Below are 19407 nucleotides of genomic sequence, written 5' to 3' on the forward strand. Positions count from 1 at the left end.
GCCCGCCGCCCCGGGTACCCTGCCGCGGTGAACGACACCGCCCCCGCGCCCCGCTCCCCCCGCTCCCTCCTCGACGGCCTCCGCTTCGCCTTCGGCACGCTGACCGTGCTGCCGGTACGGGTGACCCGCTGGGACCGGGCCGCGGCCCGCGGCGGGATGCTGTGCGCGCCGGTGGCCGGGCTGGTGGTCGGCCTGTGCGCGGCGGCGCTGGGCGGGGCGGTGCTGCTGCTCGGCGGCGGGCCGCTGCTGGCCGCGACCGGCAGCGCCGTGGTGCCCGCCGTGCTCACCCGGGGCCTGCATCTGGACGGGCTCGCGGACACCGCGGACGGCCTGGGCAGCGGCAAGCCCGCACAGGAGGCGCTGCGCATCATGAAGCGGTCCGACATCGGGCCGTTCGGCGTCATCACCCTGCTGTTCGCCCTGCTCGCCCAGGTGGCCGCGCTGTCCGGGCTGTACGCGGCGGGGTGGGCGGCCGGCGCGGCCGGCGCGGTGGTCGCGGCGGTCACCGCCCGCGCGGCGCTGACCCTGGCCTCCCGGGCGGGGGTGCCCCCGGCCCGTCCCGAGGGTCTGGGCGCGGCGGTCGCCGGAGCCGTTCCGGTGCCGGCGGCGGCGGGCTGCGCGGCGCTGGTGGCGGCCGGCTGCGCGGCGCTCGGCGCGGTCGTCGGCGGCCCGTCCGGCGCGCTGCACTCGGGGCTGGCGGCGCTGCTGGGCCTGGCGGCCGGGGAGGTGCTGCTGCGGCACTGCCGGCGGCGGTTCGGCGGGGTGACCGGCGATGTCTTCGGCGCCCTGGCGGAGAGCGCGGGCCTCGCCGCACTGGTATTCCTCACCCTCGGCTGAACCACCAGACCCTCAATTCCCGTCCTTTTGCGGGGATTTAACCGCTACGTCCGCTATTGACCGACGACCTGTCACGTCCCGGTGTGGTAACCACCCGGGCCAGGCGGCGCCGCCGCGCGTAGGCTCAGCGGCAGCAGCGCGTACGCGCGAATCGGAATCCCCGGACGGAACAGGACTTTCATCACCGTGACTGCACTGACCCTCAGTACTTCTTCCGCCGCAACGGTGCGCGCGGATGCCGTCGTCGTCGGCGTGGCCAAGGGCGCCAAGGGCGCTGTGGTGGCACCCGGCGCCGAGGCCGTGGACGAGGCGTTCGGCGGCAAGCTCGCCGCCGTGCTGGAGACCCTCGGCGCGAGTGGTGCCGAGGGCGAGGTGACCAAGCTCCCGGCGGCCGACGGCATCAAGGCGCCGGTCGTGCTGGCGGTCGGCCTGGGCGAGGCGCCGGCCAAGGGCGAGGACTACGAGCACGAGGCGCTGCGGCGCGCGGCGGGCAGCGCGGCCCGGACGCTGACCGGCTCCAAGAAGGCCGCCTTCGCACTGCCGGTGGCGGACGCCTGGGCCGCCGCCGCGGTGGGCGAGGGCGCGCTGCTGGGCTCGTACACCTTCACCGCGTTCCGCAGCAACGGCGAGAACGGCAAGGGCGCCAAGGCCCGGAAGAACGACGCCAAGTCGGCGCCGCTGGCCGAGGTCGCGATCCTCGGCGGCAAGCCGCGGGACAAGGAGTTCAAGGCCGCCGCGGAGCGCGCCGAGGTGGTGGCCGCGGAGATGAACCGCGCCCGCGACCTGATCAACATGCCCTCCAACGCCCTGGACCCCAAGGAGTTCGCGGCGCAGGCGCAGGCCGCCGCCAAGGAGTTCGGCCTCACCGTCGAGGTGCTGGACGAGAAGGCGCTCAAGAAGGGCGGCTACGGCGGCCTGATGGGCGTCGGCCAGGGCTCGGAGGCGCCGCCGCGGCTGGTGCGGATCGCGCACACGCACGCCGACGCCGAGCAGACGCTGGCGCTGGTCGGCAAGGGCATCACCTACGACTCGGGCGGCATCTCGCTCAAGCCGGCCGGCCACAACGAGACCATGAAGTGCGACATGAGCGGCGCCGCCGCGGTCTTCGCCACGGTGGTGGCCGCCGCCCGCCTGGACCTCCCGGTGAACGTCACCGGCTGGCTGGCGCTCGCCGAGAACATGCCCTCGGGCAACGCCACCCGCCCCGGCGACGTCCTGACGATGTACAGCGGCAAGACCGTCGAGGTGCTCAACACCGACGCCGAGGGCCGGCTGGTCCTGGCCGACGCGCTGACCCGGGCCTCCGAGGAGGAGCCGGACGCGATCGTGGACGTGGCGACGCTGACCGGCGCGATGGTGCTGGCCCTGGGCCACCGCCACTTCGGGATCATGGCGAACGACGACGCCTTCCGCGCCGCGATCCACGAGATCGCCGAGGAGGTCGGCGAGGACTCCTGGCCGATGCCGATGCCCTCCCACCTGCGCAAGGGCATGGACTCCCCGGTCGCCGACATCGCCAACATGGGCGAGCGGATGGGCGGCGGCCTGGTCGCCGGCCTCTTCCTGGAGGAGTTCGTCGGCGAGGGCATCACCTGGGCCCACCTGGACATCGCCGGCCCGGCCTTCCACGAGGGCGCGCCCTGGGGCTACACCCCCAAGGGCGGCACCGGCTCCGCGGTGCGCACCCTGGTGCGGCTGGCCGAGCTCACCGCCGAGGGTGAGCTGGGCTGACCGCGGCCCCGGTCCGTCGCGCCGGTACGGCCCCGGGCAGCCGCCCGGGGCCGCCGGTGCCGGCCACCGCGTGTTCGCCCTCAACGAAATCCGCACGTGAGTATGGACAGGTACCCCAGCTCGAGTGGCTGATCGACCGCCCCGAGTCCGGCCCCGCGTCCCGCCTTCGTTGAACAAGTGCGAAGATGGGTTCTCGGCAGGACAGGGCCCCCCTTACCCAGGGCCGAGTTAAAGCGGCCGAACGACAGCCGCGGTCCGGTCATCGAAGACCGGTTCCGGCGCACCCATGCATGGAGGACGTGACGTGGCGAACGACGCCAGCACCGTTTTCGACCTAGTGATCCTCGGAGGCGGTAGCGGCGGCTACGCGGCCGCCCTGCGCGGGGCCCAGCTGGGTCTGGACGTCGCCCTGATCGAGAAGGGCAAGGTCGGCGGCACCTGCCTGCACAACGGCTGCATCCCCACGAAGGCACTGCTGCACGCCGGTGAGATCGCGGACCAGGCCCGTGAGGCCGAGCAGTTCGGTGTCAAGGCCACCTTCGAGGGCATCGACATCGACGCGGTCCACAAGTACAAGGACGAGGTCATCTCGGGCCTGTACAAGGGCCTGCAGGGTCTGATCGCCTCCCGCAAGGTGACCTACATCGAGGGTGAGGGCCGGCTGTCCTCGCCGACCTCCGTCGCGGTCGACGGCCGGCAGGTCGAGGGCCGTCACATCCTGCTCGCGACCGGCTCCGTGCCGAAGTCGCTGCCGGGCCTGGAGATCGACGGCAACCGCATCATCTCCTCGGACCACGCGCTCACGCTGGACCGCGTCCCGAAGTCGGCGATCATCCTGGGCGGCGGCGTGATCGGCGTCGAGTTCGCCTCGGCGTGGAAGTCCTTCGGCACCGACGTCACCGTCGTCGAGGGCCTCAAGCACCTCGTCCCGGTCGAGGACGAGAACAGCTCCAAGCTGCTGGAGCGGGCCTTCCGCAAGCGGGGCATCAAGTTCAACCTCGGCACCTTCTTCGACAAGGCCGAGTACACCGCCGACGGCGTCAAGGTCACCCTCGCCGACGGCAAGACCTTCGAGGCCGAGGTGCTGCTGGTCGCCATCGGCCGCGGCCCGGTCTCCGCCGGTCTGGGCTACGAGGAGCAGGGCGTCGCGATGGACCGCGGCTACGTCCTGGTCGACGAGTACATGCAGACCAACGTGCCGACCGTCTCGGCCGTCGGCGACCTCGTCCCGACCCTCCAGCTCGCGCACGTCGGCTTCGCCGAGGGCATGCTGGTGGCGGAGCGACTGGCCGGCCAGAAGGTCGTCCCGATCGACTACGACGGCGTCCCCCGCGTCACGTACTGCCACCCCGAGGTCGCGTCGGTGGGCATCACCGAGGCCAAGGCCAAGGAGCTGTACGGCGCGGACAAGGTCGTGGCGCTGAAGTACAACCTTGCGGGCAACGGCAAGAGCAAGATCCTCAAGACCGCCGGCGAGATCAAGCTCGTCCAGGTCAAGGACGGCGCCGTGGTCGGCGTCCACATGGTCGGTGACCGTATGGGCGAGCAGGTCGGCGAGGCCCAGCTGGTCTACAACTGGGAGGCCCTGCCGGCCGAGGTTGCGCAGCTCATCCACGCGCACCCGACGCAGAACGAGGCGCTCGGCGAGGCCCACCTGGCCCTGGCCGGCAAGCCCCTCCACTCCCACGACTGATTCCCGTTCCGGGCGCGACCACATCCGTACTTGCGATAGGAGCAACTGAAACCATGGCGGTTTCCGTAACCCTGCCGGCGCTCGGCGAGAGCGTCACCGAGGGCACCGTCACCCGCTGGCTGAAGGCCGAGGGCGAGCGCGTCGAGGCCGACGAGCCGCTGCTGGAGGTGTCGACCGACAAGGTCGACACCGAGATCCCGGCCCCGACCTCCGGTGTGCTGGCCTCCATCAAGGTGGCCGAGGACGAGACCGTTGAGGTCGGCGCCGAGCTGGCCATCATCGACGACGGCACCGGCGCCCCCGCCGCTGCCCCGGCTCCGGCCGCCGCCGAGGCTCCGGCCCCGGCCGCGCAGCCCGAGCCCGCCCCGGCCCCCGTGGCCGAGGCCCCGGCCCCCGCCGCCGCCCCCGCGGGCGGTGCCGAGGGCACCGAGGTGCTCCTCCCGGCGCTCGGCGAGAGCGTCACCGAGGGCACCGTCACCCGCTGGCTGAAGGAGGTCGGCGAGGAGGTCTCCGAGGACGAGCCGCTGCTGGAGGTGTCCACCGACAAGGTCGACACCGAGATCCCGGCCCCGACCTCCGGCACCCTGCTGGAGATCCTCGTGGCCGAGGACGAGACCGCCGAGGTCGGCGCCAAGCTCGCGGTGATCGGCGCCAAGGGTGCGGCTCCGGCCGCTGCCCCGGCCGCCCCGGCTCCGGCCGCCGCGCCCGCGCCCGCCCCGGCGCCCGCTCCGGCCCCCGCCCCGGCCCCGGCCCCGGCTCCGGTCGCTGCCCCGGCTCCGGCCCCCGCGCCGGCTCCGGCCCCGGCTCCGGTCGCGCCCGCCCCCGTCACCCCCGCCCCGGCGGCCGGTGAGGCGGACGGCGCGTACGTGACCCCGCTGGTCCGCAAGCTCGCGGCCGAGAGCGGCGTCAACCTCGCCACGGTCAAGGGCACCGGTGTCGGTGGCCGGATCCGCAAGCAGGACGTCCTCGCCGCCGCCGAGGCCCTCAAGGCCGCCGTGCCGGCCCCGGCCGCCCCGGCCGCCCCGGTCGCCGCTGCCGCGCCGTCCAAGGCCCCGGTCCTGGAGGTCTCGCCGCTGCGCGGCCAGACCGTCAAGATGCCGCGGATGCGCAAGGTCATCGGCGACAACATGATGAAGGCCCTGCACAGCCAGGCGCAGCTGACCTCCGTGGTCGAGGTGGACATCACCGCGATCATGCGGATGCGCAACCGCGCCAAGGACGCCTTCGCGCAGCGTGAGGGCGCCAAGCTCTCCCCGATGCCGTTCTTCGTCAAGGCCGCTGTCCAGGCGCTGAAGGCCCACCCGGTCATCAACGCCCGGATCAACGAGGCCGAGGGCACCATCACCTACTTCGACACCGAGAACGTCGGTATCGCGGTGGACGCGGAGAAGGGCCTGATGACCCCGGTCATCAAGGGCGCGGGTGACCTGAACATCGCCGGCATCGCCCGTAAGACGGCGGAGCTGGCGGGCAAGGTCCGGGCCAGCAAGATCACCCCGGACGAGCTGTCCGGCGCGACCTTCACCATCAGCAACACCGGTTCGCGCGGCGCCCTGTTCGACACCGTCATCGTGCCGCCGAACCAGGTCGCCATCCTGGGCATCGGCGCCACCGTCAAGCGTCCGGTCGTCATCGACCACCCGGAGCTGGGCGAGACCATCGCGGTGCGCAACATGACGTACCTGTCGCTCTCCTACGACCACCGTCTGGTGGACGGCGCCGACGCGGCCCGCTACCTGACCACGGTCAAGCAGATCCTGGAGGCCGCGGAGTTCGAGACCGAGATCGGTCTCTGAGCGCTCGTGCCCCCGGCGTGAGCGAGGATCGCAACGGGACCGAGATCGGTCTTGTGATCCGACGGTCGCGCTCGCTCACCCAGTGAGCAAGGACCACGGCAGCCCCGACTCCCCCTGGGGAAACGGTAGTTGCGAAAGGGGCCGGCCCCGACTCGTTCCGACGAGCCGGGGCCGGCCCTTTCGCGCGTCCGTATCCGGGAATAATGGCCCCGCACCGCCCCCTGCGGGCCCACCCGCTCTGAAGGAGCACGTCATGACCCCGCCCGTCGTCCACTCGCTGCGCGAACAGATCCGCGAGCACATCCTTGAGGGGATCGTCAGCGGCCGCTGGCAGCCGGGCGAGCGGATCGTCGAGCGGCGGATCGCGGTGGAGCTGGAGGTGAGCCAGACGCCCGTCCGGGAGGCGCTGCGGGAGCTGGAGTCGCTCCAGCTGATCGAGTCGGCGCCGAACAAGGGCGTCCGGGTGCGCAACCTCACCGCGGACGACCTCAAGGAGAGCTACCCGGTCCGGGCGGGGCTGGAGCAGGTGGCCGCGGAGCTGGCGGCGGGCCGGCTGGCGGAGGACACCGCGGCGCTGGAGCGCGAGGTGGCGGCGCTGCGGGAGGCGGACGCGGCCGGCGACGGCGAGGCGCAGGTGCGGCACACCGTGGCCTTCCACCGGGAGATCGTGCGGGCGGCCCGGAACGCCGTGCTGCTGCACACCTGGGAGTCGCTGGGCGTGGAGGTCTGGACGACGCTGTCGATCCGCTGGTTCAGCCCGGAGCCGCGCTCGCACGCCCAGGACCACCAGGAGTTGGTGGACGCGTTCCGGCGGCGCGACCCGCGGATCGGCGCGCTGCTGAAGGCGCATGTGCTGAGCTGCGCGCCGCGGGTCTGAGCGGGGCGGGAAAGACGTCGCCGAAGCGGCCTCGCGGGTGTTCCGCGGGGCCGCTTCGCCGTGCCGCGGCGAGGGGCCGAAGGGCCGCCGGCTCCGGGACGTACCGGGCGGGCTCCGCAGCGTAACGGAGGGAGGCTCCGGAGCTGGCACGGCGTGCCCCGAATTGCGGCACCCCGTGCCGACCTGCGGTTTTTCCTCCAGACGACGTTGATCGATCATCGATCGGAGCGTTATCGTCGATGACCGGGGCCGATACCCCTGCCTGCCCAACGCCTGCCGAACTCGCATCTCCACCCGTCCGGAAAGGGGCCACCCATGCCCGATCCCGTGCGTCTGCCGTACAGCCAGCTCGACCAGCTCCCGGACCGTGATCCCGAGGAGACGGCCGAGTGGCGCGAGTCGCTGGACGCCGTCGCCGAGCAGGCGGGGCCGCACCGCGCCGCGTACCTGATGCGCCGCGCCCTGGAGCACGCCGCGCGCACCGAGGGCACCGACCTGCCCTCCCTGCTGGAGACGGACTACGTCAACACCATCCCGACCTCCGCCGAGCCGGCGTACCCCGGTGACGAGGCCCTGGAGGCCCGGATCACCGCCTGGAACCGCTGGAACGCGGCGGCCATGGTCACCCGCGGCTCCCGGCTGGGCCTGGGCGGCCACATCGCCACCTTCGCCTCGGCGGCCTGGCTCTACGAGACCGGCTTCCAGCACTTCTTCCGCGGCAAGGAGGGCGACGGCTCCGGCGACCAGCTCTACATCCAGGGCCACGCCTCCCCCGGCATCTACGCCCGCGCCTTCCTCGAGGGCCGGCTCACCGAGGAGCAGCTCGACCACTTCCGCCAGGAGGCCGGCGGCGAGGGCCTGCCCTCGTACCCGCACCCGCGGCGGCTGCCCTGGCTGTGGGAGTTCCCCACCGTCTCGATGGGGCTGGGCCCGCTCTCCGCGATCTACCAGGCGCGCTTCAACCGCTACCTGGAGCACCGCGGCATCAAGGACACCGGCAACTCGCACGTCTGGGCCTTCCTGGGCGACGGCGAGATGGACGAGCCGGAGTCGACCGCCGCACTGGCGCTGGCCGGCCGCGAGGGCCTGGACAACCTGACCTTCGTCATCAACTGCAACCTCCAGCGCCTGGACGGCCCGGTCCGCCCCAACTACAAGATCGTGCAGGAGCTGGAGGCCCAGTTCCGCGCCGCCGGCTGGAACGTCGTCAAGGCGCTGTGGGGCCGGGCGTGGGACGAGGTCTTCGCGCTCGACACCGACGGCGTGCTCGTCCAGCGCCTGCGCGAGACCCCCGACGCGCAGTTCCAGACGTACGCCACCCGGGACGCCGCCTATCTGCGCGAGCACTTCTTCGGTGCGAGCGACGCCCTCAAGGCGCTCGGCGCGCGGCTCTCCGACACCACGCTGCTGGAGCTGTTCCAGACCTCCCGCGCCGGCCACGAGCCGCGCAAGGTGTACGCCGCGTACCAGGCCGCCGTCGAGCACAAGGGCGCGCCGACGGTGATCCTGGCGCAGACCGTCAAGGGCTACACCCTCGGCACGGGCTTCGAGTCCCGCAACGCCAACCACCAGATGAAGAAGCTGACGATGGCGGAGTTCCGCACCATGCGGGACCTGCTCGAACTCCCCATCCCGGACAGCGCGCTGGAGGGCGACCTGGTGCCGTACCGGCGCCCGGCCGAGGACTCCCCGGAGATGCAGTACCTGCGCACCCGGCGCGCCGCCCTGGACGGCCCGGCGCCGGCCCGCAAGGTCGCGGCCAAGCCGCTGCCGCTCCCCGCGGACAAGGCGTTCGACGCGTTGAAGAAGGGCTCGGGCAGCCAGGAGATCGCCACCACCATGGCGTTCGTCCGGCTCGTCAAGGACCTGATGCGGGACAAGGAGACCGGCAAGCGCTGGGTCCCGATCGTCCCGGACGAGGCCCGCACCTTCGGCATGGAGTCGCTCTTCCCGACCGCCGGCCTCTACTCCCCCAAGGGCGCGACCTACGACCCGGTCGACCGGGACCAGCTGCTCTGGTACAAGGAGGCCAAGAACGGCCAGATCCTCAACGAGGGCATCACCGAGGCCGGTTCGCTGGCCGACTTCACCGCCGCCGCGACGTCGTACGCGACGCACGGCGAGCCGATGATCCCGTTCTACATCTTCTACTCGATGTTCGGCTGGCAGCGGACCGCCGACCAGTTCTGGGCGCTCGCCGACCAGCTGGGCCGCGGCTTCGTGATCGGCGCCACCGCGGGCCGGACGACGATGACCGGTGAGGGCCTCCAGCACGCCGACGGCCACTCGCACCTGATCGCCTCGACCAACCCGGCGGCGCTCTCCTACGACCCGGCGTTCGCCTACGAGGTCGCGGTGATCGTCAAGGAGGGTCTGCGCCGGATGTACGGCCCGGACGCCGAGGACGTCTTCTACTACCTGACGGTCTACAACGAGACCAAGGTGCAGCCGGCGATGCCCGAGGGCGTCGAGGAGGGCATTCTCAAGGGCCTCTACCGCTTCAAGGAGGCCGCCGCCGCCGAGGGCGCCGAGGTCCCGCGGCTCCAGCTGCTGGCCTCCGGCACCGCGATCCACTGGATCCTCCAGGCGCAGCAACTGCTCGCCGCCGACTGGGGAGTTGCGGCGGACGTGTGGTCCGCGCCGTCCTGGACGGAGCTGCGCCGCGACGCCCTGGAGTGCGACGCGGCCCGTCTGGAGGGCGAGGACCGGGTCCCGTACGTCACCCGTGCGCTGGCCGGTGCGCCCGGCCCGGTCGTCGCGGTGAGCGACTGGATGCGGGCGGTCCCGGACCAGATCGCCCCGTGGGTCGAGCAGGACTGGACCTCCATCGGGACGGACGGCTTCGGCCTGTCCGACACCCGTGACGCGGCCCGCCGCCACTTCGGCGTCGACCCGCAGTCGGTGGTCGTCCAGGCGCTGGCGGCCCTCGCCCGGCGCGGGGACGTCAAGCCCGAGACGGTCAAGGAGGCCCGCGAGCGCTACGGGCTGTGAGGCCGGGCCCGCAGGGCCGCGCGGCAGGGCCGCGCCGGCCGGCGGGCCCCCACGACGCGGGCGGTACCGGCCGACACCGGACGCCGCCCGCCCACCCGCTCCCGTGCGGAGACCACCCACCGCGCCCGGGGTCTTCGCACGGGATCCCTTTCTCCCCGTCCCGCGTTTTCGGGGCGTTGTCAGTGGTGCCCCGCATGATGGATGCATGCGTGCCGCACGGCTGATCAGAATGGTGTTGCTGCTCCAGTCCCGGCCCTCGATGACGGCCGGCGAGCTGGCGCGGGAGCTGGAGGTCTCGGAGCGCACGGTCGCCCGGGACGTGCTCTCGCTCTCGGAGGCCGGGGTGCCCGTGTACGCGGACCGCGGCCGGGCCGGGGGCTACCGCCTCATAGGCGGGTACCGCACCCGGCTGACCGGGCTCGCCCGCGGCGAGGCGGAGGCGCTCTTCCTGTCCGGAGTGCCCTCCGCGCTGCGGGAGATGGGCCTGGCCGACGCCGCCTCGGCGGCCCGGCTGAAGGTGTCCGCCGCGCTGCTGCCGGAGCTGCGGGACGCGGCGTCGGGCGCCGCCCAGCGGTTCCATCTGGACGCGCCGCGCTGGTACCACGCCCCCGAGACGCCCGAGCTGCTGCCGGTGATCGCCGACGCGGTGTGGGACGACCGCCGGCTGACGGTCCGCTATCTCCGGGCGGACCGCGCGGTGGTCCGCGAGCTGGAGCCGTACGGCCTCGTACTGAAGGCGGGCGTCTGGTACTTGGCGGCCCGGGCCGCGTCCGAGCGGCGGGACGAGCCGGCCCCGTCGGCGGCCGGTTCTGGGGCGGCCCCCGGCGGTGACGTGAGCGGTGACGGGCACCGGACCGGCTTCCGGGTCTACCGCGTCGACCGGTTCACCGCGGCCGCGCCGCTTCTTCCGACGGAGCCGAGCGCTCCGGTGGCCGGCGGGCGCGGCGGCGCGGCGGTCCGCAGCGCCGCGGGCGCCGGGCGCTTCGTCCGCGACCCGGAGTTCGACCTGCCGGCGTTCTGGGCCGAGCGGGCCGCGCAGTTCGAGCGCTCGCTGCTGCGCGAGGAGGCGGTGGTCCGGCTCACCCCCCGAGGCGTCCGGCAACTGCCCTACGTCACCGAGCCGGCCGCCGCCCGGGAGGCCGTCGAGCACGCGATGGCCGGGGGCGGCCCCGACGAGCGGGGCCGGCTGACGGTCACCCTCGCCGTGGAGTCCGAGGAGGTCGCCTACGCCCAACTGCTGGGGCTCGGCCCGGAGGGCGAGGTGCTGGCGCCCTCCGGGCTGCGGGAGCGGTTCGCGACGGCCGCCCGGAGCGCCGCCGCGCTCTACTCCCCCGCCGAGGAGCCAGCGCCGGAGGGCTAGTGCCGCGGCGGGCACGTTTGCCCGTCAGGGAGCGGCGTCCGGTGCGTGCTCTCGACGTGCCGGACGGAAGTCCTGGTACGGGAGGTACGCGGGCTTTCGGCCGGTGCGGCGAGAGTGGGTGCCGGGCGTCGCGACGGGGCGAACGTTGCCTGTTGCGGCACTAGCGGTAGTCAGCGTAGGTGCCGGCCTTCCCGCCCATCACCACGTCGTTGAAGTAGCCGTCGGCGTCCGGCCGGGAGCCGTCGGCGTCGGTGAAGTCGTACTCCCTCGCCAACTGGCCGCTGGAGAGCGACTGTCCGGTCCAGCGGGCCTTGTCCGGGTCGGCGGCCAGCGCCCGCGCCCCGCGGCCGATGAGCGCCGGGGACTCGGCGATGGCGAAGTGCGGCTCCTGGGCGATCGCATCGCGCCAGGTCGCCTCGGTGACGCCGAAGTGGTCCAGCATCTCCTCGGAGCGCAGGAAGCCCGGGGTGAGCGAGACCGCCGTGCCGCCGTACTCCGCCAGTTCGCTGGCGAGCCCGAAGGCGATCCGGTGCGGGACGTTCTTGGTGACGTCGAAGCAGAGGCTGTTGCGGTAGGTGCGGTTGAACTCGACGGTGCCGTCGGTGACTTCGACGACCAGCCCGCCGGGCCGCCGGATCAGCAGCGGCAGCGCGAAGTGGCTGGTGATGACGTGGGTGTCGATGCCGAGCCGGAACATCCGCAGCCCGCCCGCCAGGTCCAGGTCCCACACCTTGGTGTCGAACTGGATCAGCCGGTCGCCGCCCCAGACGCTGTTGACCAGCACGTCCAGCCGCCCCTGCTCCTCATCGATGCGCTCGACGAGCGCCCTGACCCGGTCCGGGTCCAGATGGTCGGTGGGCACCGCGATCCCGGTCCCGCCGGCCGCGGTCACCAGCTCCGCGGTCTGCTCGATGGTCTCCGTGGCCCGGCCGACCTCGCTGACCGCCTCCCGGGTCGTGCGGCCGGTGACGTACACCACCGCACCGCCCCGGCCCAGTTCCACGGCCATCGCCCGCCCCGCGCCCCGGGTCGCCCCGGCGACCAGCGCCACCCGGCCGGTCAGATCGCCCCCGGGCAGCCGCCCTCCGGGTGCCGTGGCGGCCGTCCGCCCGTCCCGTGCCCGGCCCGCCGCCTTCTCCTGCGCCGTCATGTGTCGCTCCTCGCTGTTGCCTGCTGTGCGGTCGTACGCGGCGACCCTGACAGCCAATCCCGACACCTTCTGTCGGGATTCGGCGGGCGGTTCCGTGATCGGGCCGTTCCCGTGATCGGGCCCTTCTCGTGATCAGGCAGCCGGGAGTGCGACGACCGGCCCTAAGGCCGCAGCGCCCGCAGCGGGCGGCCGTCCCGCAGCCGGCCCGTGACCTGCGCCGGGGCGCCCTGCGGGGCCGGGGCCGCCAGCGTCGCCGCGTCGACCGCGGCCCGCGCCCCGCCCGTCACGTCGATCCCGGCCACCTCGCTGCTGCCCGCCGCGAGCAGGTACCACTTCCCGGACTTCGCCTGCCAGTGGACGTCGCTGAGCACATGCCGGCCGAACGGGCCGCACGCCGCCGTACCGGCCTCCCGCCCGGTGACCCGCCCCGGGTCGGCCGGCCCGGCGGCGGGCGGCTGGAACTGGACCATGACCCGGCCGGGTCCGCGCCAGGTGTCGGCGCGGTTGCACACCCAGGTCGCGGTGCCGCCGTCCTCCGGGAGGTCCTGTGCGGCATAGGCCCAGTTGTTGACGGACCGTACGCCGGTGCCGCGCAGCGACCGCAGGGTGCACGCGGTGCGCGCCCAACTGCGCAGCGCGGGACCGCCGGTGGCCTCGCCCGGACCACCCGCCGCGGGGTGCGCCAGATACGTCAGGTGCACCGGTGCCAGATCGCCGAGGTCGGTCACCAGGAAGGAGCGGCGGTCGTCGATCCGCGGCGAGGAGCGGAACTCGGCCACCGGCCAGTGCCCGCAGGCGGCGCCGTCCGCGGGCGGCAGCGGGATCCGGTCGGTGACGCCGTCCGGCGCCAGGTGCAGCCCGTGCGGCCGGGCGTCCGGGGTGAGCAGGTCCCGGGTGGCGACGTCGGCGACCCAGGGCGCGATGAGGTAGCGCAGCCAGCCGTTGCCGCGGCCGATCACCAGGCCGCCGGCGGAGGTGAGGTCGGCGTTGTCGACCCGGGCGAAGTGCAGGGTGGGGGTGGTGCCTTCCGGTTCGGCGTAGCGCACCAGCCGCTCGCCGTCGTGGAAGACCACCACCCGCACGTTGTCGATCAGGCCGGCGTACAGCAGCCGGGGCGAGGTGGCGGGCGGCCGGGTGGAGGTGTCCGCCGCGGCGACGATCCGGGTGCCGGCGGGCGGTGCGGCCCAGACCCGCAGCGCCCGCCCCAGCAGCGCCCGGTCGCCGGCCTGGCGGCCGCGCGGCGGCCAGGCGGTGAAGTCCATCCGGGAGGACCTGGCCCACTGCTCGTCGGGGGCGCGCAGCAGCCGTCCGGGGTCGAGGGCCTGCCCGGCGGCGGTGCGGACGGGCTCGTCCGCGGGCCGGCCGCCGGGCAGCGCCATCGCGGCCACCCCGGCCGCCAGCACCGCCGCCAGCACGGCGGTCGCCCGCACCCGCTGCCGGCGGCGCAGCAGGTCGGTCGGCCGGGCCTGCACCGTGCAGGGGTCGAACTCCGCCGAGCCCAGCAGCGCGGCGGCCCCGGTCCGCTGGTCCAGCTGCCCGGCCGCCCGCCCTGCCGCCTCCGGGTCCTGGGCCCCGGCCCGCGCCAGGACGGCGCGCGCCGCGTCCGTCTCCAGCCCCTCCAGGCACCACAGCCCCAGCGCGGCCCGTACGGGCGCGGGGACCGCCGACAGGGCCTGGTCCAGGGCGAGTTCGTCGGCGCCGCCGGCCCGCGGGAGGAGCCGCAGCCCCCAGACGAACGGCACCGTCGGCAGGCACACCGCGGGCCGCTGCCGCTGCTCGTAGGCCAGCGCCAGTTCCAGGGTCCGCTGCCGCATCAGCTCGTAGCCGGAGCCGGCGTCCTGCGGGCCGCGCTGGGCCGGCAGCGCCCCGGCCGGCCGGCGCGGCACGCGCCACGGCAGCGCCCGCTGCACCAAGCCGTGCGCGGTGAGGACCTTGCGGTGGCGGCCCATCGAGGGGGGCAGGACGAGATAGGCGAGGCGGACCAGCCGCGGATAGTGCTCCACGAGGGCCGCCTCGGCGCGTTCGACCTCGGCCCGGGTTCGTTCGTCCATGGGCATGGCGGGATGCGCCCTTCACGAAATGGGAGTGCGGTGGGGGGATGGGGAGATCACTGGGTGGGGGGGTGCTGGTGGTTCTGCGCTGCCGTCGTTGCATGCCGCACAACGAGGAAATCCCGGCACGGTCACCGCACGGCCACCGTCCCCGACGCCCCGGACCGGCGGCCCGGACACCGCCCCGCCGCATCCGGGGCACTCCGCGTGCGGGCCGCGTCAGCAGGGCGGATGCTGGAGCGGTGATGGACGAGACGGAGTTCTGGGAGCTGGTCGACGGCTCCCGCGCGGCCGCCGGCGGCGACCCCGAGGAGCAGGCCGACGCGCTGGTGGAGCGGCTGCTCGGACTCGACCCGGACCGCATCATCGACTTCGCCCGCCACTTCGAGTCCCGCTACAACCGGGCGTACACCTGGGACCTGTGGGCCGCCGCGGCACTGATGTTGGACGGCGCCAGCGACGACGCCTTCGACTTCTTCCGCTGCTGGCTGATCGGCCAGGGCCGGCACCTCTTCGAGGGCGCGCTGCACGACCCGGACCAGCTGGCCGTTCTCATCGAGGACTTCGACGAGGGGACCGACGGCGACGCCGAGGAACTCGGCTACGCCGCCGACGAGGCGTACGAGCAGCTGACCGGCACCGTCATGCCCGACCTGGAGCTCCCCCCGGCCCCGCCGGAACCGCTCGGCACCTACCTCGACCTCGACGACGACGCGACCCTCGCCGCGCGCTTCCCGCGGCTGTGGGACCGCTTCCGCCGCTGACCGTCCCGCGCCGCGGCGGACTCCCGCCCGGCTCGCCCCGGCCCCTCCCCGGTGCCGCCCCGGGTTGCGGGCAGGATGCTCCCATGCGGATCGCGATCACCGGCTCGACCGGACTCATCGGCACGGCGCTCGTCCGGAACCTGCGCGCGGACGGCCACGACGTCGTCCGGCTCGTCCGCCGGCAGCCGGCGGACACCGACGAGGTGACCTGGGACCCCAAGGGCCGCCGGCTCGATCCGGCCGCGCTGGCCGGCTGCGAGGCGGTGGTCCACCTCGCCGGGGCGGGCGTCGCCGACCACCGCTGGACGGCCGCGTACAAGCAGGAGCTGTACGACAGCCGGGTGTTGGGCACCCGGACACTGGCCACCGCGCTGGCCGCGCTGGACGTCCCGCCGCGGGTGTTCGTCTCGGGCAGCGCGATCGGCTACTACGGCGACACCGGCGACCGGCGCACCGACGAGAGCGCACCGGCCGGCACCGGCTTCCTGCCGGAGCTCTGCGTGGCGTGGGAGGACGCCGCGGCACCCGCCCAGGACGCCGGCATCCGGACCGTCTTCCCCCGGACCGGCCTGGTCGTGGCGGGCTCCGGCGGCGCCTGGGGGCGGCTCTTCCCGGTCTTCCGGCTGGGGTTGGGCGGCCGGCTCGGCGACGGCAGCCAGTACTGGAGCTTCATCTCCCTGCGGGACCACATCGCCGCGCTCCGCCATCTGCTGGCCACCGAGGAGCTGTCCGGGCCGGTCAACCTCACCGCGCCGGAACCGGTCACCAACCGCGAGGCGACGGCGGTGATGGGCCGTCTGCTGCGCCGCCCCACGCTGTGCACCGTGCCGGCGCCGGTGCTGCGGCTGGTCCTCGGGGAGTTCGCGGGCGACGTGCTGGGCAGTCAACGGATCGTTCCGCGGCGGCTGCTGGACTCCGGATTCACCTTCGCGCACCCCCGGATCGGCGACGCGGTGCGCGCCGCCCTGGGGGCGTAGACCGCCCGGCGCCCGGCCCTGTGGCACCGGGCGCACCCGCGCGCCCCCAGGGCGCCCCTGTCGGCCGGGCCACGGCACTCCCTACGGTCCTCGGACACACCACTGGCATCCCTGGCGGCCGCACCGGGCATGAGCACCGTGCGCTGCCGCCGGAACCGACCTCGGGAGGGGCATGTGCTGCGCACCTCATCGGCCGTCGACGTCGTCATCGTGGGGGCCGGGCCGGCCGGCCTCGCCGCCGCCCGCCATCTGACCGGGGCAGGAGTCACGGTCACGGTCCTGGAGGCCGCTTCCCGGGTCGGCGGCCGGTCCGTCACCGACGAGGTGGACGGCTTCCGCCTGGACCGCTGCGGCCGCCCGTTGGCGGTCTCCCCGACCGCGCTGCGCCGCACGCCCGGCCTGGCGGAGCTGACGCTGCGTCCGTTCGCCGCCGGGCTGGGCCTGCACAACGGCCAGCGGACCCAGCGGATCAGCCCGCTGCGGTGCACAAGGGGCGCACTCTCCGCCGCGCGCGCCCTCACGCGCCCCGACCGTCGTACGGACCGGTCCGGCGTCACCGTCGCGCCCCCGGACCGCCCGGTCAGCGACGCCCTGGCCGGCCGCCCGGCGTTCCCGCCGCGCACCCACGACACCTTCCTGCGGCCGCTGCTGGGCGCGCTGCTGTGCGATCCCCGGCTGCTCGGCTCCAGCCGGGGCGCCGCGCAGGTGCTGCGGGCCTTCGCCGAGGGGCGGTTGGCGCTCCCGGCGGGCGGCGCCGGCGCCATCCCCGAGCTGCTGGCGGCCGGCCTGCCACCGGGCACGGTCCGGACGTCGGTGGAGGTCACGGCCGTCGCCACCAACGGGGTCAGCACCCGTGAGCACGGCCGGATCCCGTGCCGGGCGGTGCTGGTGGCGACCGGCGCGCGGGCCGCCGCCGACCTGCTGCCGGGGCTGCGGCTGCCCGCCTTCCATCCCGTGACGGTGCTGCACCACACCGCGGACGCGCCGGCCGGCGCCCGCGGCGGCCCGGGCCGGGAGACGGCGCTGATCGTGCCGACGGACGGCCCGGTCGCCTTCAGCTACCTGGCCGGCGCGATCGACCCGTCGCGCACCCCGCCGGGCCGCCCGCTGGTCACCACGGTCGTCCTCGGCTCCGCCGCGGCGCTGCCGCTGGACGCCCTCGACAAGACCGTCCGGCCGCAGCTCGACCGGATCTACGGCCTGCGGACCGACGGCTGGCAGCTGCTGACCGGCCATCACGACCCGTACGCGGTACCCGCGATGGCCGCCCCGCACGACCCGCAGCGCACGGTGCGCGTCCTGGCCGGGCTGTACGTGTGCGGCGACCACCGCGACACCAGCACGCTCCAGGGCGCGCTGCGCTCCGGCCACCGGGCCGCCCGCGCACTGCTCCAGGACTTCGGCCTGCCGGCCCGCCCGGAACCGGACGCCATACGGGCGGCGGCCTAGGCCGCCCTGAGGGAGCGGGGCCGCCCCACCGGGGCCGCCCCGCCACCCGTCGGTCACCCCAGCGCGGCCACCCGCTCCCGGTAGCCGCGCACCGCCGCGGCGTCCCGGTAGGGCTCCAGCCGGCGCTCGAAGTCCCGGACGTACTCGTGGGCCCGTACGGACCGCATCTCGGACGCCTGGAGGGCCGCCTCGGCGCCCAGGGTGCACGCCTGCTCCAGTTCGCCCAGGCCCAGCCGCGCGGTCGCCAGCACCACCCGGCAGAACAGCCGGCTGCGGGCGAACCCGGCGGCGCGCAGCTGAAGGGAGCGCTCGGCGTGCTGGGAGGCGGCGCGGTACTGCTGGAGGTCGCGGTGGCAGTGCGCGAGTTCGTCGGCGAGCTGGGCCTCGTCGAAGAAGCGCGCCCAGTAGGGGGTGTCGTCCCCGGGGCGGGCGCTCTCCAGGGCCCGCTCGGCGCGGGCCAGCGCGGCCGTGCAGGCCCGGACCTCGCCCAGGACGCCGTGGCCGCGCGCCTCGGCGGCGTGCAGCAGCGCCTGCACGGTGGTCGGTACGCCGCTGCCGACGCCCTGCTGGGCGACCCGGGCCAGTTGGACGGCCTCCCTGCCGTGCCCCAGATAGACCGCCTGCCGGCTCATCGTCACCAGGACGTAGGCCCCGTAGGCCCGGTCGCCGGCGGCCTGGGACAGCCGCAGCGCCTGGACGAAGTACCGCTGCGCCAGGCCGTGCGCGGCGATGTCGTAGGACGTCCAGCCGGCGAGCCGGGTCAGGTCGGCGGCGGCCGAGAACAGCCGGCGGCCGACCGCCTCCCCGTAGGTGCCGCGGAGCATCGGCTCGGCCTCGTGCTCCAGGTAGCGCACCAGGGCCTGCCGGGCGTGGCCGCCGCCGTAGGCGTGGTCCAGGGCGCGGAACAGCTCGCCGACCGAGCGCAGCGCCGCGATGTCGCCGGAGGTGACCCGGCTGCCCTGGACGCGGTCCACCCGCTCGGTCTGGCGCTGCCGGGGCACGCCCGTCCGCCCGCCCTGGAGGGGGACCCGCTCGCCGGCCTCGGCCGACTGGTCGCCGTGGGCGACGCGCTCGTCGGGCCGGCCGATCAGCCAGTCCCGGCTCGGCACCACCAGCCCGGCCGGGGTGAACGCGATCTTGCGGAGCTCGGCATGGCTGCCGGAGTCCTTGCGCCACAGCCCGCTGACGATGTCCACCGCCTCGCTGGGGGTCGAGGCGAACTCCAGCCCGGCGTACACCGGCGCACAGGCGTCCAGGCCGAGGTCCTGGGCGGACAGCCGGCGCCCCAGCCGGCGGGTGAAGACCTCCGCGATCAGGGCGGGGGTGGTGCCTCTGGGCTGCTGCCCGCGCAGCCAGCGCGTCACCGAGGTCTTGTCGTAGCGCAGATCGAGGCCGTGCTCGATGCCGAGTTGATCAACCCGTCTGGCCAGCCCTGCGTTGGAGAAGCCCGCCTCGGCGATGAGCGCGGCGAGCTGCCGATTGGGCGTGTGGTGCGGGGGTCGTTCCGTCATCAGCTTTACCGGTCTCCTGCCTTCCGGGCTGGGCCGCCGGGCTCGACTGACCCAGTCCGGCGTGCTCTTCGCCCTTGTGGAACGGCGTGAATGTAACGGCCTTCGGCGCCTTTCTCGCGGCCTGCGCCTCGCGTTCATCCGATCGTGTGAGCACGCCGTGGGCGCGACGGCGGCCGCACGGCGCACCGGCCCCGTGCCGGGGGCGCACACGGCGGCCGTA

Annotated in this window: 13 protein-coding genes; 10 read left to right on the forward strand and 3 right to left on the reverse strand. The window is 74.6% G+C overall.

Annotation, left to right across the window (positions count from 1 at the left end; translation table 11 throughout):
- The first annotated feature begins 27 nt into the window (after nt 1–27).
- From ACIQE0_RS30365 to ACIQE0_RS30395, 7 genes are all read left to right on the forward strand, one after another.
- Nucleotides 28–837: an adenosylcobinamide-GDP ribazoletransferase gene (locus ACIQE0_RS30365; protein ID WP_402338285.1), complete on the forward strand. Its 810-nt coding sequence runs from the start codon at nt 28–30 to the stop codon at nt 835–837.
- A gap of 186 nt (nt 838–1023) precedes the next feature.
- A complete protein-coding gene (locus ACIQE0_RS30370) occupies nt 1024–2568 on the forward strand; it encodes a leucyl aminopeptidase (protein WP_402338288.1) in 1545 nt (514 codons plus the stop codon).
- Nucleotides 2569–2872: 304 nt separating this feature from the next.
- Entirely contained in the window at nt 2873–4261 is a 1389-nt protein-coding gene (gene lpdA / locus ACIQE0_RS30375) for a dihydrolipoyl dehydrogenase (RefSeq protein ID WP_366331890.1), read from the forward strand.
- 53 nt (nt 4262–4314) lie between these two features.
- Nucleotides 4315–6057: a 2-oxoglutarate dehydrogenase, E2 component, dihydrolipoamide succinyltransferase gene (gene sucB / locus ACIQE0_RS30380; RefSeq protein WP_402338291.1), complete on the forward strand. Its 1743-nt coding sequence runs from the start codon at nt 4315–4317 to the stop codon at nt 6055–6057.
- Between the two features lie 253 nt (nt 6058–6310).
- A complete protein-coding gene (locus ACIQE0_RS30385) occupies nt 6311–6934 on the forward strand; it encodes a GntR family transcriptional regulator (RefSeq protein ID WP_366331892.1) in 624 nt (207 codons plus the stop codon).
- 315 nt (nt 6935–7249) lie between these two features.
- Nucleotides 7250–9925 (forward strand): pyruvate dehydrogenase (acetyl-transferring), homodimeric type, encoded by a 2676-nt coding sequence (gene aceE, locus ACIQE0_RS30390; RefSeq protein ID WP_402338295.1) that lies wholly within the window; start codon nt 7250–7252, stop codon nt 9923–9925.
- A 205-nt stretch (nt 9926–10130) separates the two neighbouring features.
- Nucleotides 10131–11285 (forward strand): helix-turn-helix transcriptional regulator, encoded by a 1155-nt coding sequence (locus tag ACIQE0_RS30395; protein WP_402338298.1) that lies wholly within the window; start codon nt 10131–10133, stop codon nt 11283–11285.
- Nucleotides 11286–11445: 160 nt separating this feature from the next.
- Here the strand turns inward: ACIQE0_RS30395 and ACIQE0_RS30400 are convergent, their stop codons facing one another.
- Both ACIQE0_RS30400 and ACIQE0_RS30405 read right to left on the reverse strand, forming a co-directional pair.
- Nucleotides 11446–12435: an SDR family oxidoreductase gene (locus ACIQE0_RS30400; protein WP_402338501.1), complete on the reverse strand. Its 990-nt coding sequence runs from the start codon at nt 12433–12435 to the stop codon at nt 11446–11448.
- Between the two features lie 161 nt (nt 12436–12596).
- Entirely contained in the window at nt 12597–14486 is a 1890-nt protein-coding gene (locus ACIQE0_RS30405; protein WP_402338301.1) for a hypothetical protein, read from the reverse strand.
- 245 nt (nt 14487–14731) lie between these two features.
- Here ACIQE0_RS30405 and ACIQE0_RS30410 point away from each other — a divergent pair, with 245 nt between their 5' ends.
- From ACIQE0_RS30410 to ACIQE0_RS30420, 3 genes are all read left to right on the forward strand, one after another.
- Nucleotides 14732–15250: a DUF4240 domain-containing protein gene (locus ACIQE0_RS30410; protein WP_366331896.1), complete on the forward strand. Its 519-nt coding sequence runs from the start codon at nt 14732–14734 to the stop codon at nt 15248–15250.
- Between the two features lie 83 nt (nt 15251–15333).
- Nucleotides 15334–16227 (forward strand): TIGR01777 family oxidoreductase, encoded by an 894-nt coding sequence (locus ACIQE0_RS30415; protein ID WP_384099954.1) that lies wholly within the window; start codon nt 15334–15336, stop codon nt 16225–16227.
- Nucleotides 16228–16401: 174 nt separating this feature from the next.
- Nucleotides 16402–17676, forward strand: a complete 1275-nt coding sequence (locus ACIQE0_RS30420; RefSeq protein WP_402338305.1) for an FAD-dependent oxidoreductase — start codon at nt 16402–16404, stop codon at nt 17674–17676.
- A gap of 53 nt (nt 17677–17729) precedes the next feature.
- Here the strand turns inward: ACIQE0_RS30420 and ACIQE0_RS30425 are convergent, their stop codons facing one another.
- Entirely contained in the window at nt 17730–19187 is a 1458-nt protein-coding gene (locus tag ACIQE0_RS30425) for a regulator (RefSeq protein ID WP_402338308.1), read from the reverse strand.
- Nucleotides 19188–19407: the final 220 nt, after the last annotated feature.

Source organism: Streptomyces sp. NPDC093097, assembly GCF_044754325.1.
Taxonomy (GTDB): Bacteria; Actinomycetota; Actinomycetes; order Streptomycetales; family Streptomycetaceae; genus Streptomyces.